The organism is Nonlabens sp. SCSIO 43208 (genome assembly GCF_050703575.1).
GTDB classification, from domain to species: Bacteria; Bacteroidota; Bacteroidia; order Flavobacteriales; family Flavobacteriaceae; genus Nonlabens; species Nonlabens tegetincola.
This window is the reverse complement of sequence record NZ_CP065365.1, coordinates 797751-823489: the sequence shown is the minus strand read 5'-3', so window position 1 is coordinate 823489 and position 25739 is coordinate 797751. Positions and strand designations below refer to the sequence as shown.

Annotated in this window: 20 protein-coding genes; 8 read left to right on the top strand and 12 right to left on the bottom strand. The window is 35.5% G+C overall.

Translation table 11 applies throughout. The annotated features are described in order from the left end of the window. Nucleotide 1 precedes the first annotated feature (1 nt). Together I5168_RS03995 and I5168_RS03990 are read left to right on the top strand one after the other, a co-directional pair. Nucleotides 2–1099 (top strand): hypothetical protein, encoded by a 1098-nt coding sequence (locus I5168_RS03995; RefSeq protein ID WP_431472485.1) that lies wholly within the window; start codon nt 2–4, stop codon nt 1097–1099. After that, the gene (locus I5168_RS03990; protein ID WP_431472484.1) at nt 1071–2390 is read left to right on the top strand and encodes an O-antigen ligase family protein; all 1320 of its coding nucleotides are present in this window, start codon (nt 1071–1073) and stop codon (nt 2388–2390) included. The genes I5168_RS03995 and I5168_RS03990 overlap by 29 nt, the downstream gene beginning before the upstream one ends. Here the strand turns inward: I5168_RS03990 and I5168_RS03985 are convergent. Next, nucleotides 2344–3435 (bottom strand): glycosyltransferase, encoded by a 1092-nt coding sequence (locus I5168_RS03985; RefSeq protein WP_431472483.1) that lies wholly within the window; start codon nt 3433–3435, stop codon nt 2344–2346. The two genes, I5168_RS03990 and I5168_RS03985, sit on opposite strands and share 47 nt — an antisense overlap. Before the next feature lie 161 nt (nt 3436–3596). On the opposite strand from I5168_RS03985, the gene I5168_RS03980 reads away from it, so the two are divergent. The 3 genes from I5168_RS03980 to I5168_RS03970 all read left to right on the top strand — a co-directional run bounded on the left by I5168_RS03980 (nt 3597) and on the right by I5168_RS03970 (nt 6592). Continuing rightward, nucleotides 3597–4787 (top strand): O-antigen ligase family protein, encoded by a 1191-nt coding sequence (locus I5168_RS03980; RefSeq protein ID WP_431472482.1) that lies wholly within the window; start codon nt 3597–3599, stop codon nt 4785–4787. Nucleotides 4788–4822: 35 nt separating this feature from the next. Beyond that, a complete protein-coding gene (gene dprA / locus I5168_RS03975) occupies nt 4823–5920 on the top strand; it encodes a DNA-processing protein DprA (RefSeq protein WP_431472481.1) in 1098 nt (365 codons plus the stop codon). Nucleotides 5921–5989: 69 nt separating this feature from the next. Then, on the top strand, nt 5990–6592 hold the full coding sequence (locus I5168_RS03970) for a thioredoxin family protein (RefSeq protein WP_431472480.1): 603 nt from the start codon (nt 5990–5992) through the stop codon (nt 6590–6592). Between the two features lies 1 nt (nt 6593). Here I5168_RS03970 and I5168_RS03965 read toward each other — a convergent pair whose 3' ends face one another. The 6 genes from I5168_RS03965 to I5168_RS03940 all read right to left on the bottom strand — a co-directional run bounded on the left by I5168_RS03965 (nt 6594) and on the right by I5168_RS03940 (nt 15920). Next, nucleotides 6594–11489, bottom strand: coding sequence for a DNA repair ATPase (locus I5168_RS03965; RefSeq protein ID WP_431472479.1), 4896 nt, complete (start codon nt 11487–11489; stop codon nt 6594–6596). 173 nt (nt 11490–11662) lie between these two features. After that, the gene (locus tag I5168_RS03960; protein ID WP_042276768.1) at nt 11663–13732 is read right to left on the bottom strand and encodes a flotillin family protein; all 2070 of its coding nucleotides are present in this window, start codon (nt 13730–13732) and stop codon (nt 11663–11665) included. 90 nt (nt 13733–13822) lie between these two features. Beyond that, nucleotides 13823–14530 (bottom strand): hypothetical protein, encoded by a 708-nt coding sequence (locus I5168_RS03955; RefSeq protein WP_105017862.1) that lies wholly within the window; start codon nt 14528–14530, stop codon nt 13823–13825. A gap of 27 nt (nt 14531–14557) precedes the next feature. Then, the gene (locus tag I5168_RS03950) at nt 14558–14767 is read right to left on the bottom strand and encodes a zinc ribbon domain-containing protein (RefSeq protein WP_085775437.1); all 210 of its coding nucleotides are present in this window, start codon (nt 14765–14767) and stop codon (nt 14558–14560) included. 47 nt (nt 14768–14814) lie between these two features. Continuing rightward, on the bottom strand, nt 14815–15513 hold the full coding sequence (locus I5168_RS03945) for a PspA/IM30 family protein (RefSeq protein ID WP_431472478.1): 699 nt from the start codon (nt 15511–15513) through the stop codon (nt 14815–14817). Between the two features lie 11 nt (nt 15514–15524). Further along, entirely contained in the window at nt 15525–15920 is a 396-nt protein-coding gene (locus I5168_RS03940) for a YbjN domain-containing protein (protein ID WP_060523498.1), read from the bottom strand. A gap of 335 nt (nt 15921–16255) precedes the next feature. On the opposite strand from I5168_RS03940, the gene I5168_RS03935 reads away from it, so the two are divergent. After that, on the top strand, nt 16256–17017 hold the full coding sequence (locus I5168_RS03935) for a helix-turn-helix domain-containing protein (protein WP_431472477.1): 762 nt from the start codon (nt 16256–16258) through the stop codon (nt 17015–17017). A gap of 96 nt (nt 17018–17113) precedes the next feature. Beyond that, nucleotides 17114–17308 carry a Sec-independent protein translocase subunit TatA/TatB gene (locus I5168_RS03930; protein ID WP_042276756.1) on the top strand — a complete coding sequence of 65 codons (195 nt, stop codon included), beginning with the start codon at nt 17114–17116 and terminating at the stop codon, nt 17306–17308. A gap of 82 nt (nt 17309–17390) precedes the next feature. Here I5168_RS03930 and I5168_RS03925 read toward each other — a convergent pair whose 3' ends face one another. The 3 genes from I5168_RS03925 to I5168_RS03915 are packed head-to-tail and all read right to left on the bottom strand — an operon-like array spanning nt 17391 to nt 21166. Further along, a complete protein-coding gene (locus tag I5168_RS03925; protein WP_431472476.1) occupies nt 17391–18365 on the bottom strand; it encodes a DUF4837 family protein in 975 nt (324 codons plus the stop codon). A 17-nt stretch (nt 18366–18382) separates the two neighbouring features. Continuing rightward, complete coding sequence (locus I5168_RS03920) at nt 18383–19951, bottom strand: LysM peptidoglycan-binding domain-containing protein (protein WP_431472475.1); 1569 nt, start codon at nt 19949–19951, stop codon at nt 18383–18385. 33 nt (nt 19952–19984) lie between these two features. Next, nucleotides 19985–21166 carry a phosphoglycerate kinase gene (locus I5168_RS03915; RefSeq protein WP_431472474.1) on the bottom strand — a complete coding sequence of 394 codons (1182 nt, stop codon included), beginning with the start codon at nt 21164–21166 and terminating at the stop codon, nt 19985–19987. Between the two features lie 91 nt (nt 21167–21257). Here I5168_RS03915 and I5168_RS03910 point away from each other — a divergent pair, with 91 nt between their 5' ends. Next, nucleotides 21258–22385 carry an ATP-binding protein gene (locus tag I5168_RS03910; protein ID WP_431472473.1) on the top strand — a complete coding sequence of 376 codons (1128 nt, stop codon included), beginning with the start codon at nt 21258–21260 and terminating at the stop codon, nt 22383–22385. Between the two features lie 599 nt (nt 22386–22984). On the opposite strand, the gene I5168_RS03905 is transcribed toward I5168_RS03910, so the two are convergent. Both I5168_RS03905 and mnmG read right to left on the bottom strand, forming a co-directional pair. Next, nucleotides 22985–23851, bottom strand: coding sequence for a class I SAM-dependent methyltransferase (locus tag I5168_RS03905; protein WP_431472472.1), 867 nt, complete (start codon nt 23849–23851; stop codon nt 22985–22987). A gap of 13 nt (nt 23852–23864) precedes the next feature. Beyond that, complete coding sequence (gene mnmG / locus I5168_RS03900) at nt 23865–25736, bottom strand: tRNA uridine-5-carboxymethylaminomethyl(34) synthesis enzyme MnmG (protein ID WP_431472471.1); 1872 nt, start codon at nt 25734–25736, stop codon at nt 23865–23867. Nucleotides 25737–25739 lie beyond the last annotated feature (3 nt).

Sequence of the window (25739 nt, the reverse complement as noted above, 5' to 3'; positions counted from 1 at the left end):
TTTGAAAAAAAGTAAGCTTTTTTATTTAACAATTGCTTTCGTTACTATCGTTATTGGTATGTTAGCTAGCTTTATCCTACCTGATAGGTTCATGTTTGATGCCTATACCATAAGCTTGGACAGGTATAATGAAAAAGGATGGTTGGGTAGTTATCCTTTTTCTATGATGATTTATCATATATCAGGTATAGGTAAACTACCATTTCCCGCGGTTGCTTTGATTCAATTACCTATCATTTTTTCAATGTTTAAACATTTAAAAATACCTAGAGGCTTTCATCAATTCAATTTAAAAAACGCGATTATTTGGCTGGGTTTACTCATGTTCGGTATATATGTAGGTTTCCCTTCTAAAGAATTTATTACTGCTATCTACATCTATTTATTGAGTCTCGTTCTTATCTCAAAACTCAACCTGTTTTTAAAAATTGCTTTAACGTTTTTACTTCTTGCTTTTTTTGGTTGGTTTTACAGACAATACTTTTTACTCATACCGTTTCTAGCATTAGTCATTTTCGGCCTGAGCTATATAAAAATTAAAAATCGAGTTCTTACCGTACTTGTAGTAGGTATTTTAACTACCTGTTTTATGTCCTTAAGTTATGGACTCGTTAAGGGTGAGTTCATGTCACAAGGCTCTAGAGAAGCTCTTAATAAACGTAGAGTTGCGACAGGAGATTCAAATGCAGATACAATAATTGTTTCACCTGTAGAAACAGATACCTTTCATGGTGAAGCATTTGGAATAGTCTATGGTTTTTTCACAGTAAACCTTCCTGTCACTGGGCTTAGATTCATTTTAAAACCTCATGTAATTGCATTTGTAATATGGCAATTAGGCTTATTTATTTACTTATTATATCTGTACAGTATTGTCTTAAAAAACAAGGAGAAATACCTTCACGAGCAATGGGTATTTCACTTGCTATTCGCTTATTTTGTTATACAAGGTGTATTTGAACCAGATTTAGGAAGTGCTGTAAAACATAAACTTGGCGTTTTTCCATGGATATGGCTAGCGTTTTATTATAACAAAGGACTTATAAAACGACCTACAAAAATTAAACGATATGTTTTCAAATTGGCTAAAAACAACTAGGTCTTGGTATCTTAATAATTATGAGTTATTAATAGGAATTCTAGCTAGTATACTAGTGTTTAGGAAACCTGGGACTATTGCTATCATTCTTTTTATAGTAAGTCACCTGTTAATCGCAAGATCTTTTAAATTTTCTAAAAATTCATTTTGGAAAATTGGTTTGATCGCCTTACCATTTCTACTGGATGTACTATTCCTGTGGAACAATGTTGAACTATCAGAAGGATTTAAACACATGGAAAAACGAATGAGTATGTTGTTATTTCCTGTTGTTCTTATAGGGTCACCTATTAAAATCAATTTTAAAAAAGTACTTACCTACTACTCCATATTATTCACATGTTTATTAGTCGTTCTATTAATAAGATTCCTAGTTATTGAGCCCGAACTCGTTTTAAAATATTTGAACGGTATTCACCTGTGGGAAATGGGTTATTCTTTTGCCAATAGCACCGGTGTTCATGCGCCAGCTCTCAACATGCATGTGGCTTTTCTAGTAGTTGTAAACACCTATCTCGTTATAAGATACTTGATCGAATCTAGCTGGAAAATCCTTAATTATAGGACTCTATTATTTTTAATTTCTGTATTTCTGCTTCTTATTATCAATACTAGGCTTGCCGTCGCAAATGCATTTATCGGTATATTTTTAGTTTTGTTTTTAGAATTGTTTAAAAAGGTATCTCGCAAGAAACTGGTAACTGTCACGGCCAGTACACTGGCAGTATTGATTTTAATGGTGTTCGCTTTCGCGAAAGCGTTTCCTTACATCACAAAAAAGTATACCACTGTCACCTTTGCTCACATGGATAAAGTAGGTAAGCTTGATGATTTTGAAAATCCAGAAGGTGAGGTATTCAATAGTTTTGTGACTCGTGTAAGTATTTGGAAAACAGCGTGGGAAAGAGCTCAACAAGATATTTGGATAGGTGTAGGCGCTGCAGATGGCAAGGACGAGCTCAATCAGGCCTACCTGGATACTGACCAGCAGTTTCTAGCCAAGTATAAATTTCCTACTCACAACCAGTACTTAGATTTCTTACTCAAATTTGGTTTATTAGGATTGCTTGCGGTGCTTCTTTATGTACTTAATATTTTGTGGCTAGGCTGGAGATTACAGCACAGCGTTGTTCTGTTTTTCTTTGTATTGTTCTTTACCTCAAATCTTACCGATGATTTTTTAATCCGTTATGATGGTATCACCTTCAGCGCCTTGTGGATAAGTATTTTTAGTGCGCTATTTATTAAGAACGACTGTAGTACAAGTCAATTAATTGAGAAAAGTTCTTAGTTGAATTGAAAACCTCATCAACGCGTTTACTACCATTTTTCCCCATTTGCAACCTCAAATCTTTGTCAAATAGCTGTGTAATAGCTTGGACGGCTTGTGTAGCGTCATCGATTAAAAACCCTGTTTGAGATGGTAGTACTATGTCTCTATTTCCTATCACATTGGTAGCTACCACGGGCTTTTCAAAAACCATAGCCTCAAGTACGGCAATAGGTAATCCTTCCCAAAGTGAGGTTTGTAAATAAACATCCAATCTATTAAGATGCTCTAGACCTTCTTTCCTATTCATGAACCAACCTGTTACTGTGATATTGGGAGCTGTAATTTGATCCTTGAGAATACCATCTCCTATCCAGACGAATTGTACATCGGGTAATTGAAGAGCAATTTCATTAAACAACTTAGGATTGCGAGCATGTGTAATCCTACCTAAAATACCTACAGTAAACTTTGAAGTTGGTTGGGTATTCAAAAAGGTTTTTATCTTGTTGTACGGGACACCATTTCTAATAACCTCTACCCTATCATGCAGTTTTTTTGCCTCATCAAATTCTGTATCACCACAAGCTATGGTTGTAAAGCCATAAAAGGAAGCCATTCTTTTTTCAATTGCCTTAAAAACCGCTGCTTTACTGCTTGAAATGTCCTTGCGTAAAAAACTATAACCATGTGGCGTGTAAAAAAGTTGAGCTTGAGAACTCGCGATTTTTGCTGCAACCTTACCTAAAACACCAGCTTTTGAGCTATGAAGATGAATAACATCTGGTTGTTCCTTTTTAAAAATTCTAGAAAGCGCCTTTATACTTTTATAGTCGTTAAATGGCGAGATATTTTCATTCATGGGAACTTTAAGTAGCCTGACATTGGAATGAAAATCTTTTTGGACATTTTCAGGGATTATTTCTGCACGTTGATCATTATAAATAATAGTAGTTTGTACTCGATCACTAGGACCAAAAACCTGAGTCAAATCACAGAAATAGCTATAAACTCCACCACCTAAGGCTTCAATCACGTGAAAAACTTTAAGTTTCCTATTGTTCATAGGTTACAAAGGTAAGAGGTAATCTTGCTTGTAGTATCTTTTTTGTTCATATTCGCAGTAAAGTAAACACATTGAAAACCTATCCCAATAAAAGAATTTTACACCGTATACATTTACTTTTTACCTATACTTTATTTGCTCTTCCTATTTTACCAAAAATCGTGAGTAATATAACCATAGGGATATTTGTAGGTTTATCATTATTAATAAGCTTAACTAACAAGCAAAAGGTTTTTCGAGTTAATTACTTTATAGCAACTGCTGCTATATATTTTGTTTTGTTGGCTAGTCTATTTTATAGCTCAAACAGCGAGTATGCCCTTAAAAAATTAGGGACACTTGCGCCTTTATTATTACTTCCTTTAAGCTTTGCTGTTGTCCCTTCTGTGGTGATTGAATACTTACGCAATCACCTGAAAGACTTTTTGAAAGTTTATGTAGCTTCCATAATCGTACTAGTTCTTATAAGCTTGTTCATGATGCTCTCCAATTATGATCTTGATATAATTTTACAGGGAAAAAGATCCTTTCTACATCAACTAGGGTTGTGGAATAATATTGATAGTTTGTACTTATCCTATCACCTATCCATAGCAACGCTTGTCACAGGTTATTTGTTTTTTATATCTAAAAAAAGCTGGAAAGCACTAGGTGGTTCACTGGTATTTATATTCTTATTCAGCGTTTTGCTTTACTTTTCCTTTAAAGCTAGTATCATGGCGTTTTTACTAGGTATTGCCATGTTAACGATTCTTATAAATCAACGCAAGTTGTGGATTCTTTTTAGCGGATTATTCGTCTGTATTTTAGGACTCATCGTTTTTGTACCTTCTATAAATAGCAGATTCTCTGAACTGCTCATAGTAAAAAACCCTGAACATAAAACCCTAGAATCTGTTACTATTAGAAATACGATTAATGAATGTAGTTTTGAAATAATGCCGCATGCTAGTTTATTTGGTTATGGAATTGGTGATAGCAAGCAGGAATTATTGGATTGTTTTGCCAGTAAGGAAAGTGCCTTGTTTGATCTCTCTTATAACACACATAATCAATATTTAAGCTTAATATTGGCAGTAGGTTTCATAGGTCTATTGGTCTTCTTTTTATCCTATGGCTATTTAGGGATTCAATCGTTGAATAAAAAGAATTATCTAGCTGTTGCTCTACTATTCTTATTTGCCGTGTGGATGCTGGCAGAAAATATTCTAGAACGACAAGAAGGAGTTTTTTACTTTTCTTTATTCCTTAATTTTTTATTTGTCTTAAATTTCAATGCGTCAACATCGGCAGGCTCCTTAGTATTGTCACATGAAAAAGTGATTGATACTTTTGAGAAGGATAATAGATAAGTTCGCTTTCGCGAAAGCGTAATCACTAACAAACCATGCAAGAACAAGAATTACTAGCCTTACTAGCCCTTAAAAAAGCTCCACTTGTAGGAGATATAATGGCTAAAAAACTGTTGAGGGAATTTGGTAGTGCTCAGGATATATTTGCACAAAAAGTTAAGGATATTGCTGCCATTGATGGTCTAGGAGATAAAAAGGCCAGTTTTATAAAACATAAAGAGACTTTATTTGATAAAGCAAAAAAGGAATTAGAATTTATCCATGCCAATCAAATCAAATGCAAGGTTTATAATCAGGATGATTATCCAGAACGTTTGAAATACTGTATTGATAGCCCGATTGTTTTTTTTGAAAAAGGTGCTATTGATTATTCAAATCCCTATTTTCTAAGCATTGTAGGTACTAGACAAATTACTACAACAGGTGCTGCTTTTTTGGAAAAATTCATGAATGAAATTGCGCCACTCGATCCTGTAATAGTAAGTGGTTATGCCTATGGAGTTGACATTCTAGCACATAAAATGGCTATAGAATTAGGTTTACAAACCATCGCAGTTATGGCTCATGGTCTCAATCAAACCTACCCTAGAAATCACAGTGCGCACAATGAGGACCTCATGAAAAATGGCGGATTTATTACCGATTTTTGGCATACTGATACTTTTGATCGTAAAAACTTTTTAGGACGTAATAGAATTATCGCCGGTATGAGCGAGGCCACAGTTGTTATTGAAAGTGCCTCAAAAGGTGGTTCACTAGTAACAGCAGATCTTGCAAATGGTTACAACCGCGAGGTTTTTGCAGTACCTGGTAGAGTCAACGACAAATACAGTATAGGTTGCAATGAACTTATCAAACAAGCTAAAGCACACATGCTTACTAAAACTGCCGACATTCCTTACATTTTAGGATGGAAGGAACGTGACATAGCGGTACAAAAGCAATTGTTTGTAGAGCTTAACGAGATTGAAAAAAGAGTCTTTCAATTTCTTAAAAAACGAGATAAGGAATTACTAGATATCATTGCGCTAGAAATGGAACTACCCGTTCACCAATTAGCCTCAGTTCTTATGTCTATGGAACTTAAAGGTGTGGTGCAACCATTACCTGGTAAACTGTTTACCCTAGCCTAAGGAAAAATATACCTATCTAGGTGATAAAAGTCACATAGTTCAAGGTGCGTACTAGATTACTTTTGTAATATGAATTTAGCAGAAATTATTAAGCAAGCCGCGTCTAACGCCATTTCCTACTTAGAGTATCGCAAACTGGTCGAAGACCACGTAATTAATCAAACTAATACAGGAGATCAAATAACTGAAGCTCTTGCGGAGTATACCAAATTGAATCATCAAAGAATGCGACGACTGGATAAAACTTTGAAACTGTTACCAGAAAGTCAAGAATTTCTTGAAAATTTTGATAAAGACGTGTACTTCCTTGTTATTACAGAAAGCTGGTGTGGTGATGCTGCTCATGCCATGCCCATGATAAATAAAGTTGCAGTAGCTGCACAAATCAATTACAAGGTTGTTTTAAGAGATAAAAATCCAAAATTGATGGATGAGTTCCTTACTAATGGGAATCGAGCAATTGCCAAGCTTATTTTAATTGACACTAAAACAAATTTGCCAGTAGCAACTTGGGGTCCACGACCTACAAAAGCCACAGCACTGGTTGCTGCAGAAAAAGCTGCAAAAGGTTCATTATCACCAGAATTTAAGCAAGAACTACAAACCTGGTACAACAAAGACAAAGGAAAAGATATCGAGAATGATCTCGTGGAGATGTTGCGAATGGATTGAATTACTTATTCAAACCATTCCTCAGTACCTCTTTAATTCCTTCTAAGTTATCGGTGAATTCCATCATTTGAGATAGGATTTGAGCCATGGATTGGTCATTACCTAATCCCTTAAGTTTGTTGTTCTTTAAAAAGGTTTCCTTAATGCTATTCCATCGATCCTGCTCCTCACTAGAAAGGGTACTTGTAAGTTCTTTATACTTCAACAAATTGGCCTCGGCGGCAGTAGTGAGTGTTTGGGATTCACTTTCATAATGTGACAGCAACAATGTGGTAAGTTCTTTATCATCCATGATAGGAACAATTTTGGCCACTAGTTTATTCATGTCTCTATAAGAACCTTGTAGTTTAAAACTAGGTTCTATGCGGTAAGCATCGTCCATAGCAGCACTAGAAATATAGGTTTCATTTACCTTGAGAACCGTATCTCTTATACGAACCACCTTTTCCAAAACAGCTTCATAATCGGCTAATTCTTGACTGCTGTGATTGCCTTTAAGTTCATTATCTGCCGCACCATTCTCTACTCTATCTAATAAAGCATAAACGTCATCAAAATGTTTGTTGCTTAATTGCTGTAGGACTGGATTACTAGTAAGCGCATTCTCAATCAATGATAATTCAAACAAATGAGCCGTATCGCCTATGATATCACCTAGGTTATAGATATCTGCACGATTTGCGAGCATGTCTGGTATTTGGAATTTGTCACCACTCTCCGTATATGGGTTACCAGCCATAATCACACAAAACTTTTTACTACTTAAGTCATAGGTTTTGGGTTTACCGTTAAACACACCTTCTATTTTTCTTGTACCGTCAGCCAGGCTTATGAATTTTTGCAGGAATTCTGGATTACAATGCTGGATATCATCTAGGTATAACATCACATTATCGCCCATTTCAAAAGCTAGGTTAAGCTTTTTAAGTTCTTCTCTGGTTGCCGCATTGGTTGCCGCTTCTGGATCCACATTTGTTACTTCATGACCTATGGCTGGTCCATTAATTTTCATGAAAATTAATCCCAATCGGTTTGCCACATATTCCATAAGTGTAGTTTTACCGTATCCTGGCGGCGATATAAGTAGCAGCATTCCCATGCGATCAGTACGTTTTGAATCACCTACTGTCCCTAATTGTTTGGATAAATTGTCTCCTATTAATGGAAAATAAACCTGATTGATCAATTTATTACGCACAAAACTGCTAAGTACTCTTGGTTTAAATTCTTCTAGTCTTAGTTGGCTTTTTAGGTCCTCGGTTACTTGATGCTTTGTTTTTTTAAACATCTCATAAGCTGGTACTTTATACTTTACATAATCATCTAATAACGCTACAAATCTGTGGTAATTAAACTCAAATTCTCCATCGGTAATAGTACTATGCGTGCCTTTGAGATCAGTTATGATTTGGGTAGCATTTATGCTGTTTACCACCTCAGCGCTTGACCCATAGAGCATGTGTGCCACACATTCTTCAATGTGGTATTGTAAGGATTGTGGTTGTTCCGCTTTCGCGAAAGCGGAAACCCAATGACGCACCGTGTCAACTTTATCCTTTTGAGTATCACACTCATCTAGCGCTCTATTGAATTGCGTGTAGGCATTTTGAGATTGCAGTGCTTTTTCAAATGAATTTTGTAGATCTATAGCATTTTGACTCACCACAAAATGATCATTGTCCTTGAGTTCATAAAATAAATAGGTAGCCATTTGCTTTATGTGCTCGTTAAAATCACTTTGCTTCTCGATAATTTTTATAGCCGTTTGATTGCTATTTGTAATTTCAATTATGAGTTGATCTATAACAAAAATGTGGTTGTCACTATTAGGAAATACTTGCAATACGTGACCAGCACGTTTAATAATCTGGTTGTATTTATTTTTAATTTCCTGATCTAGCTGCTGCCAGAAAAGTTGAGCATGAGCTCTTACATTGGGCGTAAATCTTAACAACTCAAGATCATGATGCTTTTGAACCAAGACATTTAAAATGGCTGCGGCATCATGGTCGTGTACTCCTTTTACATAACCACCTGCATAATTTTGACTCGCAATTTGTTGAACTTGTTGTAACAAATCGGCTTCACTAGACTGCGCAAGTTGCTCTGTATCTTGTGATTGAAATATGGTATAAGCTAGGTAGCTGGATCTATAAACATCGTGGTTTTCTGAAACTAGTTTTTGATCCCATAGTGAACGAGATTGCTCTAGAATTTCATTATTTAATTTTTGGTAAAAATCTGTTCCTGTAAGGTGGTAATACAGTGAATCATTTTTATAAACTATGGTAAGGTCTAACTGTTGTTTGTTTACGCCAAATTTATGTTGACCTAGTTTAATGATGTTCTCACCATCTTCATAAAGCTCCTGCTTGTCCTTGAGTTTTCTCAAGGCATCTTCTCTTGACGATTTTAATGCAGTTTCTAGTGATTCTGCTTTACCAGCATCATCTAGTTCTTGTAACTGTTTAATGATGTCACGAACTTTATTGATCATTAAATCACTAGCAAAGTATCCATTAATTTCAACCGTACTGGCTAGTGATTGTGCTCGTTTTTGAGCTCCTTTAATGATTCGATTTGCGGCATTTTGTAATGAAATTGCTTTTTTATTACGAGCTTCAACCAGACTGTTTTTACGTGAGTCAAAAGCCGCATAAACTTCTTCACGTTTTTCAATGATAGTGGTGATGTACTCATCAAAGTCGGCAAATTTCCCTTCTAATTCCTCAAGAGTGATCGAAATTTTGGTTAGAAATTCATCACATTTCTCTGGAGTATCGGCAATATCAAGGTAGTTGATAATACTTTGATCTACTAACTTAAGTTGAGCAGCAAAGTCTGCCTGAGCTTCCTTCTTACCTACTGCTTTTATTTTGTTTTTAAGAGCAGCCTTAAGTTGGTTTATAGTAGCGAATATCAATGAAATATTTTCAATGATTTTAGTAGAATGTGAAGTGTCTTCTATTTTTAAATTAGAAACAATGTCAATGAGCAGTTCTAGATCTTCGGCAATTTGATTTACCTCTTTTTCCAGCTGTTTAATATCAATAACCTTGTCTACTTTTTCTAGCTGCTCCTGTTTTTCTTCAACCGCTTGGTGGTAGGGTGACAATGCTGTATCCTGCAGTAAAAAAGTAACCGCTCTACGTGAGATTAGTTCATTTTGTTCTACAATTTGCTGTTCCTTTTCTTCTATAAAAGCATCGTCGGTATACCTTATTTCATTGAGGCTTATGACTTCACCTCGTAAGGTTCTAAGTTGTGTAAGCAGCTGTACAAAGTCCTGAATACTTTTAAAAGAAGTACTTTTAATTTTATTAAAAAGCTCTTCAGATTTTTTACTGATTGAATGGGTTTCCTTGGCAGCTTGCTTGCGCAATTGTTTAACCTTTTCAAATTCGTCAACAGCAGCATTGGCTGCTTTGTTAATTTCTTTAAGGGGTATTGAAAGCTGCTGGGTTTCCTCCTCATTTAACCAATAATAGGCGTCAATAACATCTTTTGATGCCCGTGCGATATCGTCATAAAGACCTTCATAGCTATCCTCTTTATTGAGAAGAGTGATGAGCTCATTCGACTCGGCCATGGCCTTTACAATGTCTTTGTTGCCTATTTTAAAGAGTAAGGTGTCTTGATGTTCAGATGGCAGCACGTCACCTTTTAAAAAGGGTGTTTGCCATATTTGCATCATGTGATGTTTTGTTTGCTCATCCTCGGTTCTAAAATAAGCAAGCTCACCACCTTCTAACAGTGTAAACCCATTACAAATAATAGGAGTTTGTACTTGTTGCTCTATGACATTATAGGCCATTAAAACATATATACCTTTCTCTTGATTATAGAAAATATATAAGTGGTCTTCACCATTAGGTGACGCCACTCGTTGCTGAAATTTAAGGCTTCCTACATCGCCTGGGAATACATTATACTCACCTGTTTGTAAGTAATAACCACTAGGGAAAATAATCCCTTGATCATCGGGTAGTAACACCGCAGCTTGTGAAATACTATCAATTTTCTCTACTGATTGTATTTTATGATTGTAAACAAAATATCTAGGCTGTTCTTGAAAGGGTTTTATTTCAAGAATAATGAGGTTTCCTAGGTCGGCAAATCTGTATTGTCCATCATCTAGTGTTTGATCACGATGTTCTACGGGCTCATTATAAATCCCTAAACCATCGCTAGTGTTATCTTCTACTTTAATGGTTAAATCACCACCTATAGTTTCAACAAAAACCTTGTCTTTTATAGATACATGAGCATGCTCGCCATAACGTTGATCATCGCGACCTGCTTGTACCCATTGAAAACCGTATTGTGATGGAAATTTGTATTCATGCTCGCTACGGTTATCCACATATTCTAAATGTTCACCATTAATGAGCCATTTAAAGGTTTTAATATCTGTTACCGAATCACTAAGCTGAAAAACCATGTGCAAGTAGTTCCCCATAATGGCAAACTTTGTAAACACGGTATTTCTATAATACTTGTATAGATTTTCAAAATCAGTCTTAAAAACAGCATCATCTAAAAGCTGCAGACCTTTCTCGCTTGCGCGAAAACTCACCTCTCCATCTACCTTTTCAAAAGTGTAAATACTAAATACATCACTCAACTGAATTTGAGTACGCAACCCAAAATGTACATTATATCCAAAAATACAAGTGTTACCTAATGCAATGATGTCCTGCGCAATACAGTTGTTTTCTGTATTAATGCGGTCGTTTGCTATAAGTCTGGTTTCTAGTGATCCAAAAACTTTTTTACGAGCTTCATTAAGTCGAGACAAACGTTGCTGCAAATCGGTTTTTTGTTTTTGCAGCCTACTTTGAATAATCTCGTAGGTTCCTGAGTCTAGTTGTGTGGTATCTTTTGGTGTAGTCGCCATGAATGTTAAGTCTGTAGAATGGTAAAAATGAATATAGAGTGAAAAACTGCGCTAAGGATAGTAACGACATCCTTTTGACAACTCATAGTTATTATAACCTATGAGTTTTTCAAAAGATATAGTGGATAGCCTGCCGCTGCTCTTGCGAGCAGCGGAGCGCCCTATCACAACTTTTAAATATTCCCTAACTTCTTATTAGACAATCCCATCCCTTTTGCCAGGTTCATAAGGTTACCTAGCATGGTTTTTTCGTCGCCATCGTTTGACTTGCCTTGTAAGTTGCTCAACAAGTTTGCGATGGTGAGGTTCTTAATATCCTCTGAACTGATGTTGTATTTATCTGTAAACTCTTTAACCTTATCTAGTAGATTTCCTTTTACATCATCACTACCTAGGATTGCATCCTTAACTTCAGTTACTGTTTCGGAATGACTTACTAAACGGTCGTAACCTTTAGCCTTTGTAATCTGTCCAATGATTTGGTCAAAGAACATGGTTTCACCACCTACTATATCAATATTTGCAGCCTTGAGGGCATCACCTATTACTTTAGCTTGAGCATCGGCAATATCTTTTTGAATATTGATTTGCGCTAGGTCTACTTGAAGTTCTTTATCTAGTCGTAGTTTGAACTCTTCGTGTTCTTTACCTACACCATCTAATTTCTTCATAGCTTCTGCTTTTTCTTCTATTCCAGCAGCATCAGCAAGGGCTTTTTCTTTAATCACTTCAGCTTCGGCAAGACCGTCTTTACGTTTTGCTTCAGCCTTGGCCTGGATTCCAGCGGCTTCAGCAAGAGCTTTTTTCTCGATTACCACTGCATCAACAATACCTTGTCGCTCACTGGCATCAGCTTTGGCATGCATTACTTGTGCTTCAGAAAGACCTACTGTTGCTTCTTCTTTAGCTTGTGCTTCGGCAAGTATTTTACGTGCTTGTGCTTCTTTCTCACTAGCTTCTTTATGAGCTTGTGCCTCGATATTGATTTCTTCGGCTTTTTGCTTAGCTGCTTCTTTTTGAGCTTCGGCAGCTTTTATGGTTTTAATGAGATCTTCTTGAGCGGCAGCCTCGGCATTAGTGATAGTTACTTGTTTGATACGATCTGCAGTTTTGAAAGCTTCAATGTCTTTCATGTTTTCCTGCTCTTCAACCACTCCTTTTTCAAGCATAACGCGGTCGCGTATTACATCCTGAATGTTCTTTTTCTCTACCTCAACTACTTTTTCTTTTTCGATTTGGGCTAGCGTCACAACTCTTTCACGCTCTGTAGCCTCAAGTAAGCGATCTTTTTCTACACGTTCTGCCTCTACAGCATCGGTACGTTGCTTGTTCTTCTCTGCAACGATGATCTGGCGTTGCATGTTTTCTTCGGCAACTTTTACTTTCTCTTCTGTAGCAATGCGAGCTGTTTCTGATTTCAGACGTTCTTCTTCTGCTACTTTTAATGTTTCTGCTTCTTCACGAGATTTGATATTTGCTATCTCACGTTTTTGTTGCTCTTCTTTTTCAGCTAATTGCTTATCCAACTCAAGAATTGCTTCACGAGCTTCTACATCTTGCTTACGGATGGTTTTTTCTTCATCACGTTTGATGAGGTTAGCCTTGATGTTTTGCGCAGCCGTTAAGTCGGTAATTTTCTTAATCCCTTCTGCGTCTAAAATATTGTCTGGCTTTAAATGGCTAACAGCGGTTTGTTCTAGGTAATCAATAGCACAATCTTCTAGTGTATACCCATTTAAATCTGTACCGATTATGTCTACAATTTCATCGCGAAATTCTCTACGAGCTTCATATAGCTGGATAAAATCAAACTTTTTACCTACTGTTTTAAGCGCTTCAGAAAATTTTGCTTCAAAAAGATCTTCTAAGGTTTCAATGCGTGATGCACGTTGAACACCTATGGTTTGAGCTACTTTTTTAATGTAGTCCACTTCATTGTTTACACGTACAAAGAAAGCTACCTTAATATCAGCACGTAGGTTGTCTTTACAGATAAGTCCTTCTACATTCATACGCTCGATCTGGATTTTCTTTACCGAAATATCCATGACCTCTACACGGTGAAATACTGGGACAACAAAAAGACCTTTGTCTGTTGCTACTTTGGTACCACCGAAACCGGTGCGCACTAGCGCCTCACCTTGATGTACCTTTTTGTAAAAAAGGGCTATGATTAAAAAATAAATTACAATAATGGCTACTATACCTACCACTACTGCAATTGCTATGGCTCCTGTATTCATGCGTTTTTAAATTTTTAGTTAGTTAAATTAATTGTTATTGAAGGTTTATTAAAGAGTACCTAAGTGTAACTGTCACTTTTGATACGTTTGTTATTCTTTACTCACGTAATAGTAATTTTTATCCTGGGATTGCTTGATTATGAGTACGCTTTCGCGAAAGCTTAATAGCGAACCATCTAAAGATTTCACATAGATACTCATTGGGTTTCCATCTACGACCACCTCTGCATTACCTAATTTTTCACCTGAAATACTGCTAAGTAAAGTTGCAGTACGTCCCAAAAAATCTACTGGTACGTCACCATTTTTATTAAGTTTTGCAAAGAAACTTTTAAATGGTGTAGTAAATAGTTTATTAAGGAACAAGCTAGGAATAAGTAAGGCTAGCATAAACAAGAAACCTATCGTATTATTTTCAGTACCTGTAATATCTGTTGCTAGTAGGGTACATATCCACCATACAAATATCCATGAGGTGAAAGTGAACATAAATGGCAATCCTACAAAATTGAAATAAATCAAAACAATTTGCCACCATTTAAGACGTCTGGTTCCTTTGTTAACGACGTGTTCCTTTTGCACCTCGGAACTTGCAACATCACCAAACTCGATATTTCCTGGATCTACAGTATCAATATCCAGATCCATATCAGCATCCACATCTATGTCAATATCTACGTCTAAATCAAAGTCTACACCGCTTATTGCAGTAAGAATCCAATAGATAGCCAGTAGTATAATTAAAACCGTAAGGATGCTGTTTACATCGGAAAATATGAGATCTAGGAAATTATTCAAGTTATTGGTTTTTGTTGGTTACAATTTTTAATTAGTTAGAAAATCAAAGATGTTACTTAATGCTCCTGTACTGGCTTTATAAAACTCAGTATACTTGCAGCGTTTACACGCTACATAACTGAATTTTTTATTTTGAACGTCAAAGATTTTGGACAAGGTACCACCTGTAGCGCGCATTTCACCTGTTTCATATTGATGATGACCGCACTTTGCACAGCTATAATTCAAATTTTTCATAATGGAATTCTGATTGAAGTGACTAAGGATATAGCCACTCATTCATTTTAAGAATTAAGTTGCTTTTTAAGACGCTCTAATTCATCATCTATTTGCGCATCGGTAGAGCTAGCTGCCTCATCAAGTTCTTGATCGATACTTTTACCTTGATCTGCCATTTCACCATAAGCTTCAGCTAGTGCCTCTTCTTGAGCGACTTTTTCTTTCATGCGTTCTAGCATACTTACTGTACCAGCGCTATCAAGCTCGGCCATTTGCTTGTTCACATTTTTTGTGGCGTCACTTACTTTTACTCTTGCTTTAAGAGTTTTGAGTTCATTTTCCCATTTTGTAATGTTACCTTTAATCGTGTCGATAGAAGATTTAAGCTTTTCAACATTTTTCTCGTACTTTTCAGTTTCCTCTTGAGTTTGATTGATTTTTGCTTGAGTCTCTTCCTTTTTAAGTAGGGCTTCTTTGGCCAATCGATCCGCTTCATCTGTAGAGATGTCTCCTTTTTGAGCTTTTTTAAGGATTAAAACCGCTTTTTGCTCATAGTCTTTAGCCTTTTCTTGATAAGCATTTAAATCATTTTTTGATCTTATTGCCAATGCCTTAGCTTGTGCCATAGCTTCGACACTTTTATTAAGATCTTCTTTCATATCCCTGATACCTTGTTCGGTCATGGTAATAGGATCCTCAAGATTATCAACAGCTTTATTTGCGTGTGCTTCTCCTATTTTAAATAGTCTTCTAAAAATATTCATAACAATGTTTTTTAATACTTTGAAAAAGTAATTATCTGGTCGCTGTATTCACTTAACAGTAAGCTGAGTGAGTTAAGCGATCCTTCTAACTCATTCAGGTCTAAATTTTCAATTTGTAAGGTGTCTCTAAAAATCACCTTGGTACCAGTCTCGTCTAGCACAAAAGCACCATGAATAATATCGCGATTTTTTTGTAGTAAACTTTTAAAAACCTCATCTCTATGGTTATTTATTTTAAAAATGTATTGCTCCATTATAAGAATAGGTGGCGCAATACCCATGATAAGATTTTTGATACCTACATCTTCTTTTTCAATTACAAGAATTCCAGAAGATGGATTCTCTCGAGTAATATCAAAATCTAGTTGTTGAAGGTATTCTTTGATTTTTTGGTAATGGTCGTTCATTTTTCTTTTGGTCTATTTTAATTTAAAGTAATTCTTCTTTCAATTACCGCATAAAAAAACACTGTTTTGAATTACGATAATATTACAAAAAAAGACCTTGTCATGCTAGAAAAATTCTAGCGGCCAGTTCGATTACAAATACTACTAAGTTAATCATGGTTATAGTTTTTGGTTAAACAATTTTTTAAAGAAAGGAATTGGGCTGGTTAGACCCTTAATAATTCCTTTCATAGCAATTTTTACTCAAAATATTAGCTTAATTGGTTGGTAATTGCTAATTTTGATAGCGTAAAGATACAATAAAAATTTAATCTTGCAAATAAAATTAGCAATTTATGTCATTTTTCGGTAAAAACATCAAAAAAATTAGAGGTGTCAAGAGCTTAAGTCAACAGGCATTTGCAGACCTATTTGACTTAAAAAGAGGTACTTTAGGTGCCTATGAAGAAGGTAGAAGCGAACCGAAAATTGAAACAATAATAAAGGTTGCTAATTATTTTAGCATTTCTATAGATGATTTACTTACCTCAGAATTAACAGTGAATCAATTATTAAGATTCAATGACAATATTACTCTAGACCCAGAAGATCTAGAAAAGGAACAATTTGCCACAGTACCTTGTATTACCGCAAAAAACTATCAAGATTACATAGCTCATTTTGATAATGAGTTTTTTGTAAAAGATATGCCTAGTTTATCTCTTCCAATAAATACTGAAAAAACATTTAGAGGCTTTACTGTAAACAATCTAGAAATGACCAGTCATGATAAAGGGTTTTATCCAAAGGATATTGTAGTTGGTGAATTAGTGCCCAACAAGGTGATCCAGAAACTAAATAACGGTACTGTTGCTTTTGCCTTGATCAATGATCACATTATCTTACGTAGGCTATACACAACTGAAAACGGAATAGTTTTAAGAGCAGATCATAAAAATATTGATGATATTAAAGTCACCTTGAAAGAAATTAAACAATTGTGGCGAGTGCGTTATGTGTTTTTTAGACGTGTGCCTGAATTAACCGATAGTTTTGAGGATAAACTTGCCTTAATTGAAGCTCAATTAAAAGCCATTAAAAATCATGATTCTCTTTAAATGAGAAGGGTTTAACACTTAATCTTTAAACTATAACAGTATAAAAGTGTCTATAACCACGTAGAATTGTATCTTTGTATTTTAAAATTAAAAGCAATGTTAGCTAGTATTTTCTTAGGAATGTTTGGACCATGGCAGTTCGTTTTAATTGCGCTGGTTGTTTTATTAATTTTTGGTGGTAAAAAAATACCTGAATTAATGAGAGGTCTAGGTGGTGGAATTAAGGAGTTTAAAGACGCTACAAAAGATGATGAAAAAAAAGAAGATAACAATAACAGCCTTAACAGCTAGTTCTATCCTTCTTATAAAATAAAAAAACCGCTTAGAAAGTTTCTAAGCGGTTTTTTTATTCTTTACCATTAGTGCCTATTCGCTAGGGAGCGGCTACAAAACTAGCACTCCTTAAAATAGCTTCTATCTCAAAAAGGTAATTGCGCTTATCTGCATTTGGTGCGCTCACATAACCTTCTAAAATAAGCCAGTTGTCACGTTCTTTATTATACACTGCGTAGTTTATGAACGGTCCTGCCATAAACATATTTTTCACTTCCCAAGTACCTCTAGTTTCAAAGGCAAAAGCACCAGCCACCTCACTTTCAAATAACGACGGAGTGAATATAGGTTCCGTTTGAAAAACACCACCTTCATCCACTGGAATTTTTAAACCGCCTATACTGTCACGAACCTTTATAATTTGTGACACAGTATTTGAATCGCGAGTGATTAATGATCGGTCAACCTCGTAAATCATAAGGTCCATTGTGCCTTCGGGAATATTACGACGCAACCATACAAAATCAGGGTCATTTACCGCTGCATATCTATAAGCTCTAGGCACAGTAAGATCAATACCAAAACGCTTTTTAATTCGGTCTACATTAAGCGCCACCTTATCCATTAAACCTTTTTTGTAGCTAACCTCACTTTTAGTAAATAGTTTAATGATATCATTTTGATTGTCGTAAACAGCTTGTGCCACAGCATCAGGATTTGGACCACTTACAATAATTCCCAATTGAGGATTTGCATACGGGTTTTCCTTAACACTCACTTTTACACTATCGGATTTCTTGATCTGTAAAAAATTACGAGATTTTTGAATAGCGCCTTTAAAACTCCTAGGTTTTACGTGATTCAAAGTAAATAGAGGTTCATCTCTTACAATACCTACGACAGATTGTGCCAGCACATTGCGTATTGTATCACCTACTTGTCCATCCCAATCTTCATTTTCAATAACAACCATTATTTTATTGAGTTGGCCCATACTATCTTGAACAGTAACAGGTTGATCGTCACAAGACAGTAGTAATAATGCGGTACATATAGTGAATATAAATTTTTTCATCGGGAGTAGGTTTTTGATTATTTCAACTTAAGGACCATACCTGGTTTTAAGTTCTCGGTTTTATCTGGATTAAGCTTCTTCAAATTGCGTACCGAAGTACCATATTTTCTAGCAATTGTCCACAAACTATCTCCACTTTTCACTTTATGAGTAGTCGAGGTATTGTTCTGAGAGACCGGTATAGTAGCAACTGGTCGTCTAGGATGGATATATAATTTTTGTCCTATCCGTAATTTAGAAGATCTTAAATTATTCCATCTTTTCAATTTACTCACACTCACACCATACTTATTGGCAATTTTACCTAGGTAATCGCCACTTTTGACTCGATAAACCACACGACTTTCTGCCTTTAGTAATTCAGGTAATGGTTTTTCTCTTTTATCAAATTCCGCTTTCGCGAAAGCGTAAACACTATCCTCATTACTCACAAATTTAGACATCGCTTTAAGTGGTAATCTTAAATAATACTTACGTCCTTCAACCACGGGAATGAGATCCAATTTATAGCTAGGATTGTGAAATTGAACTACTTCAATATCTTGATCTGTGAACTGTGCCACGTGTTCTAGAGCAATCATCTTTTTAACCTGAACAGAATCTGTAACTATAGATCTGTGTTCATTTTGTAATGGTTTAAAACCGTGCTCGCTGGCATAGGTAAACAGATATAACATCGCTTGAAATGCTGGAACATATCCAGCTGTTTCACGTGGAAGATAGGGACGTAAATTCCAGTAATTTCTATATCCGCCGCTACGTCTTATTGCCTTGTTAACATTACCTGGTCCAGAATTATAGGCAGCCAAAGCTAAGTCCCAGTCACCATAGATATTATACAAGCTACGTAAAAATTTACAAGCTGCAACGGTAGCTTTTTCTGGATCCATGCGCTCATCAACGTAACTATTTACCTCGAGTCCATAATTGCGCCCTGTAGCAAACATAAATTGCCACATTCCAGTAGCTCCTACTCTACTTTTTGCCTTGGCATCTAGTGCACTTTCTACCACTGCAAGGTACTTCATCTCCAATGGTATGTCATATTGATCCAGCTGCTCCTCAAACATAGGAAAGTAATAGTCGCTTAAAGTCATTAATCGCTCCAGATAAACTCGTCTATAACTAAGCTTTTTATTGATAAGCTTTTCCAGTATAGGATTATATTCTATGTTAAAAGGTGTTGTAGCATTAATGCGTTTTAATCTTGCTTTTAGAGTGTCGGTAGGTACTACTTGTTTAACGATAGCTGCATCATCCAGATTTACAAAATCATCATACATATAATCGTACAAATCGTTGTTGTACAATTCTTCTAATAATTTCTCATCAAACTCATCTACCTCAGGATATTCCTTTAATCCAGATCCATCTTCTACCTCAAGAATAGGAATAACAGTATTGGTTACTGTGGTTGTTTCTGCTTTAAGAGAGTCTGTTTTAAGGGAATCTTTTACGCTTTGTTTTTGTTTGTATTCTTCATAGGTAAACACCTTGCTTTTCACAGCAACCGAATCTGGTTGCTGTGCATGTAAAATAACCATCCCTATGATGGATAAACAAGTTCCTAATATTCTAGATCGCATATAGATTTTGATTCAAGATTCTTGCCATAGTCACTAGTCTACTATAGCAGCGATACCAGGTAAGGTTTTACCTTCTAGTAATTCTAACATAGCGCCACCACCTGTTGATACATAACTCACCTTATCGGCATAGCCAAATTGTTTAACTGCAGCAACAGAATCACCACCACCAACAAGAGAAAATGCACCGTTTTTAGTAGCTACTGCAATAGCATCACCTAGTGCTTTGGTTCCTTGAGCAAAGACTTGCATTTCAAATACTCCAGCAGGACCGTTCCACAATATAGTTTGTGCTTGCTGTATTAAATCATGGAATTGCTGTTGTGTTTTTTCACCTATGTCTAATCCCATCCAACCATCGGGTATTCGATCAATGGCAGCCTCTTTTCTATTAGCTGTTTCACTAAAATCGTCGGCCATTAAAACATCTACTGGTAAATGAATTTGTGTATTGTGTTCTTGTGCTTTTTTAAGAATTTCAAGAGCTAGTTCTTGCTTATCGTCCTCAACCAATGAATTTCCAATTTTTCCTCCTTGGGCTTTTATAAAGGTATAAGCCATTCCACCAGCGATTATCAAATCATCTACTTTTTGTAAAATATTTTCTATCACTGTAATTTTTGAAGAGACCTTGGCACCGCCTAATATTGCTAGCAATGGTCTTTCTGGGGTTTCTAATACTTTATTTAGGTTTTCAATTTCACGATTCATTAAAAAACCAAAGCATTTCTCCTCAAAAAACTGTGCAATTATAGCGGTACTGGCATGTGCTCTATGAGCTGTTCCAAATGCATCGTTAATGTACACATCGCCTAATTGAGATAGCGCTTTCGCAAAAGCGGAATCACCAGCTTTCTCCTCGTCATGATATCTCAAATTTTCTAATAAAAGAACCTCGCCACTTTGAAGGTCTTGAGCAGCTTGGATAGCACTTTGTCCTACACAATCCTCGGCAAATTTGACCTGGACTCCCAAAATGTCGCTAGCCTTTTCTACAACATGTTTTAAGGAAAATTCATTCTCTTTATTTTTAGGACGTCCTAGGTGTGACATTAAAATCACAGCACCATCATTTTCTAGCACATGAATGATAGTGTCTTTTGCTGCCTCAATACGAGTGGTATCGGTTACATTAAGATTGTCGTCTAACGGAACATTGAAATCTACTCTAACTAGAGCCTTTTTGTCTTTGAAATTGATATCGTTAATTGTCATATTCGATGGTAAGTATGTTGTAAAAAAACAAATATAAAGGGATAATCTGAGAGATAAATTTATAGATGCCGTTAAACTTTATATTTGCATTATGAGGAAGGAATCTATCCTAGGACTAGAGCACATTAAAAAGCATTTATTAAGTACTGTTGAAAACGGGCGTATTGCTCATGCACAGTTATTTGTAGGGCCATCAGGAAGTGGTACCCTACCACTAGCTATCTTTTATGCTAGAGCCATATTATGTCAAAAAAATCCTGATAGTTGCCATATTCAAATGGATCAACTAGCTCATCCAGATTTACATTTTTCATTTCCTAGCGCAAGTACCAAAGAAACTGGTAGTAAGGCAACTAGTGATGATTATTTAAAATCATTTAGATCATTTGTAAAAGAACATCCTTATGGCAATATAAGTGCATGGGCAAAATACGTTGATCTTGAGAAGAAAAATATTGAGATTAAGGTAGGTGAAGGCGAACTTATAATGAAAAAGTTAAGTCTTAAATCCTATGAAGGTGGTTATAAGGTGTTAATCATGTGGCAAGCAGACAGAATGAATTCTGAAGCTGCAAATAAATTATTGAAGCTAATAGAGGAACCTCCTAAAAATACAGTAATCCTGCTGGTTGCAGAAAATACTGATCGCATGCTTAATACTATTATAAGCAGGTGTCAGGTAATTGAAGTTCCAAAATTGCCAGTATCTGTAATCACTGCTGGCTTACAACTACAGAATTCTTTAAACGAAAATGAATCTACAGCTATTGCTAGACAAGCAAATGGTGATTTCTTTAAAGCACTTGAATTAGCATCTAATATTTCAGAGGACAATGAATTTGAAGAGCTTTTGATTAAATGGGTAAGAACCGCTTACCAAGCAAAGACCAAACCTAGCGCTATCACAGAACTGATAAATTGGGCTACTGCAATTTCCTCCTTAAATAGAGAAAAGCAACAACGCTTTTTAAATTATGCTATTGAATTTTTTAGACAAGCGATGCTTTTAAATTACAAGGCAGATCGTATCGTGTATTTGAATCCAAAAACTGGATTTGACCTTAAGAAATTTGCTCCTTTTATTACTGGAAACAGAATGATTGCGGTCCAAGAACAAATTGAAACTTCACTTTATCATATTCAAAGAAATGGAAATGGAAAGGTTATTCTTACGGATCTTGCTATAGGTATGACGCGTATTTTACACGGCCCTTCTTAATATTTTGTTAAGGACATAGTTTAAGTCTTTTGTTTTCAAAAGATTAAAATTACTTATACTTGCAAATAGAATATTATTTGATTGGACAACACAGGAATAGTTTTACTACTGATTTTTATACTCGTAACTTTTTGTATTTCTGCATATGAAAAAGTCTACAGATGGGAAGAAACTTTGCTTGACTTTCTCAATTTGTACTCTAAATATTTTGGAGAACTATTAGTTAAGATAATTACTATCTTTATACTACTGGCCGAGGTCTTAATTGCTACTTTAGCCCTATTTGCTCTTTATAAAATTTACTCTTCTGGTACTCTAGATTTCGCAAGATATACTTTCATAGGATCATCATTAGTACTTATTATCCTACTGATAGGATTAAGAATCATTAGGGATTACGAAGGTGCTTCTAGGATAGCCATTTACTTTGGGGTAACGAGTTTAGGCCTATTATGGGTTTCATTAACATAAACTATTCTAAAATTAAAAATCATAACTAGACTTTATTGAAAGTGGCTTTAAATTAAGCGGTTTAAGAAACTTTACTTCCTCTCCATACCTTGGGTAAGGCAACTTAAAAAAGGCTCTGTAAAATGTGCTTATTTAAGTTTTTTAAGTATGAATTGATGTGAAGAGGCTTGCTTTGTAATTAAAAAGGACAAATTAGAGATAAATCCTACCAGTGTACCTGAAATAAAAGGTATAGGCCATTTTTTATATCTAGCAGATAATATTGAAACGTAAAAACTATCCCACCACATAGGAGTTGTATTTACTAATCGGAATTTACTTTTAAATAATATTTCTACAGAATGTTTGGAAAAATGGAAAGTGTGACGAGGAACATCGTAAGCTGCCCAATGTTCCTTAAAAACCCTAGCATCTAAACATTGATAATTAGGTAAAGCCAAAATTAAAATTCCATCCGGTTTTAATAATCTTACTAATTCTAATATCTGTTGTGACAAATTGGGAACATGTTCTAGAACATGATACATGGTAATTACATCAAAATAATTTTCTTCATAAATTGAAGTATCAGGTTGAAATGCCAAACTTAAATTTTGTTTCGCAAAATCTCTAGCCTTTTTAGAAGGTTCAACTCCACAAGCAGAGATGTTATTATCAATTAATGATTGAACCAATTCACCAGAACCTGCACCTACATCACAAACTTTAACGTTTGTAAAAGAGCCAAAATGTTCATTAATAACGTTGGTTATTAATCGAGTTTTTGTTTGAATATTTCTTCTCTTAACGACATTATAAATCTTGGAAAAAGAGGATTCTATATTATTACCATGAGAATAATAATCTTCAGATTCATAATATTTCGACAACTCTTTAGGTTGAGGTACCGTTTTTAAAATACCAGTGGTATCATCTTTAAAAAGTTCAAATTTTTCTTTAGAAAAGAAATAATCCTTAGTTCTTAAAACTGATTTATTGAAGTTAAAATCTATCATGTTTCACGTGAAACTATCTTCCCATATGTACTAACAGCACAGAAATATCACTAGGTGATACACCCGAAATACGAGAAGCCTGGGATACAGTAACAGGTTTAATTTTAGTCAATTTCTCTTTAGCCTCGTAACTCAAAGATTTAATTTGAGAGTAGTCATAGTTTTCAGGAATTCTAATATTTTCCAATCTATGAAGCTTATCTGCATTGTTTTTTTCCTTCTCTATGTAACCAGCATATTTAACGTGAACTTCCACTTGTTCAAGAACATCCTTATTAATATCGTTTTTTTCAATAAAGCTGGCAACCTCATTAACACGCAACATATCACTTAAATCAATTTGAGGTCTAGAAAAAACTTTATACAACTTTCCATTTTGTTTCACTGGCGCAGAACCTTTCTCCACCAGAATTTCGTTCATTTCTTTAAAATTATAACTAGTGTTTTCAAGAAAATCAATCATTTGTTTAGACTTCTCTTGCTTCTCTTCTACCCTACGCATTGCATCCTCCTTAACTATTCCAAGTTTATAAGCACGAGGAGTTAAACGTAAATCTGCGTTATCCTGGCGTAAAAGTGTTCTATATTCAGCTCTTGAAGTAAACATCCTATAAGGCTCTTCAGTACCTTTTGTGATCAGATCATCTACTAAAACACCTATATACGCCTCGTCACGATTAAGCACAAACGCCTCTTCCTCACGAATCTTTAAAACCGCATTAATACCAGCCATTAATCCTTGGCTTGCAGCTTCTTCATAACCGGTGGTTCCATTAATTTGACCAGCAAAGTATAGATTATTTACGATTTTGGTTTCCAAGGTATGTTTTAATTGAGTAGGTGGAAAGTAATCATACTCGATTGCATATCCTGGTCTAAAGAACTTAACATTTTCAAAACCTGCAACCGAACGCAGCGCTTTAAACTGAACATCTTCAGGTAAACTAGTACTGAAACCATTTACATAGACCTCAACCGTATCCCAACCTTCCGGCTCAACAAAAATTTGATGTCTGTCCTTATCGGCAAAACGATCAATTTTATCTTCAATAGATGGACAATAACGAGGACCTATACTTTGAATTCTACCATTGAACATAGGACTACGATCAAAACCTTCACGTAACAAATTATGAACCTCTGGACTTGTATAAGTCATATAACAATCCCTTTGTTTAGTCAAAGGTGTAGTCTTATCAGAATAACTAAAAGTACCTGTAATGTCATCACCTGGATGAACTATCATTTTTGAGTAATCCAAACTACGCCCATCAACACGAGGTGGAGTTCCAGTTTTCATCCTACCTGCTTCAAAACCTAGATCAACCAAATCCTGTGTTATTCCAGTAGCAGCTCGTTCACCTGCACGACCACCTCCAAATTGTTTTTCACCTATATGAATTAAACCATTTAAAAAGGTTCCATTAGTTAATACCACACTTTTTGATCGCAACTCGAGACCTAAAGAGGTTCTAACACCGACCACTTTATCTCCTTCTATAATAAGACCCGATACCATTTCTTGGTAAAAGTCTAGATTAGGAATAGCTTCCAATTGTAATCTCCATTCTTCTGCAAAACGCATTCTATCGTTCTGAGTTCTCGGCGACCACATTGCAGGTCCTTTAGATTGATTAAGCATTTTAAACTGTATAGCACTTTTATCGCTAACGATACCACTTAAACCACCTAAAGCATCAATTTCTCTAACAATTTGACCTTTTGCAATACCACCCATAGCAGGGTTACAAGACATCTGCCCGATTGTTTGAAGATTCATAGTTACAAGTAAAGTACTTGCTCCCATATTTGCGGCGGCAGCTGCGGCCTCGCTTCCAGCGTGTCCAGCACCTACAACTATTACATCATATTCTTGTCCTAACATAGC

Bases quoted from the DNA above. Each gene is read 5' to 3' on its own strand.
- I5168_RS03990 (WP_431472484.1), top strand. From the start codon at position 1,071: ATGTTTTCAAATTGGCTAAAAACAACTAGGTCTTGGTATCTTAATAAT.
- I5168_RS03985 (WP_431472483.1), bottom strand. From the start codon at position 3,435: ATGAACAATAGGAAACTTAAAGTTTTTCACGTGATTGAAGCCTTAGGT.
- dprA (WP_431472481.1), top strand. From the start codon at position 4,823: ATGCAAGAACAAGAATTACTAGCCTTACTAGCCCTTAAAAAAGCTCCA.
- I5168_RS03970 (WP_431472480.1), top strand. From the start codon at position 5,990: ATGAATTTAGCAGAAATTATTAAGCAAGCCGCGTCTAACGCCATTTCC.
- I5168_RS03965 (WP_431472479.1), bottom strand. From the start codon at position 11,489: ATGGCGACTACACCAAAAGATACCACACAACTAGACTCAGGAACCTAC.
- I5168_RS03960 (WP_042276768.1), bottom strand. From the start codon at position 13,732: ATGAATACAGGAGCCATAGCAATTGCAGTAGTGGTAGGTATAGTAGCC.
- I5168_RS03950 (WP_085775437.1), bottom strand. From the start codon at position 14,767: ATGAAAAATTTGAATTATAGCTGTGCAAAGTGCGGTCATCATCAATAT.
- I5168_RS03945 (WP_431472478.1), bottom strand. From the start codon at position 15,513: ATGAATATTTTTAGAAGACTATTTAAAATAGGAGAAGCACACGCAAAT.
- I5168_RS03940 (WP_060523498.1), bottom strand. From the start codon at position 15,920: ATGAACGACCATTACCAAAAAATCAAAGAATACCTTCAACAACTAGAT.
- I5168_RS03935 (WP_431472477.1), top strand. From the start codon at position 16,256: ATGTCATTTTTCGGTAAAAACATCAAAAAAATTAGAGGTGTCAAGAGC.
- I5168_RS03930 (WP_042276756.1), top strand. From the start codon at position 17,114: ATGTTAGCTAGTATTTTCTTAGGAATGTTTGGACCATGGCAGTTCGTT.
- I5168_RS03925 (WP_431472476.1), bottom strand. From the start codon at position 18,365: ATGAAAAAATTTATATTCACTATATGTACCGCATTATTACTACTGTCT.
- I5168_RS03920 (WP_431472475.1), bottom strand. From the start codon at position 19,951: ATGCGATCTAGAATATTAGGAACTTGTTTATCCATCATAGGGATGGTT.
- I5168_RS03915 (WP_431472474.1), bottom strand. From the start codon at position 21,166: ATGACAATTAACGATATCAATTTCAAAGACAAAAAGGCTCTAGTTAGA.
- I5168_RS03910 (WP_431472473.1), top strand. From the start codon at position 21,258: ATGAGGAAGGAATCTATCCTAGGACTAGAGCACATTAAAAAGCATTTA.
- I5168_RS03905 (WP_431472472.1), bottom strand. From the start codon at position 23,851: ATGATAGATTTTAACTTCAATAAATCAGTTTTAAGAACTAAGGATTAT.
- mnmG (WP_431472471.1), bottom strand. From the start codon at position 25,736: ATGTTAGGACAAGAATATGATGTAATAGTTGTAGGTGCTGGACACGCT.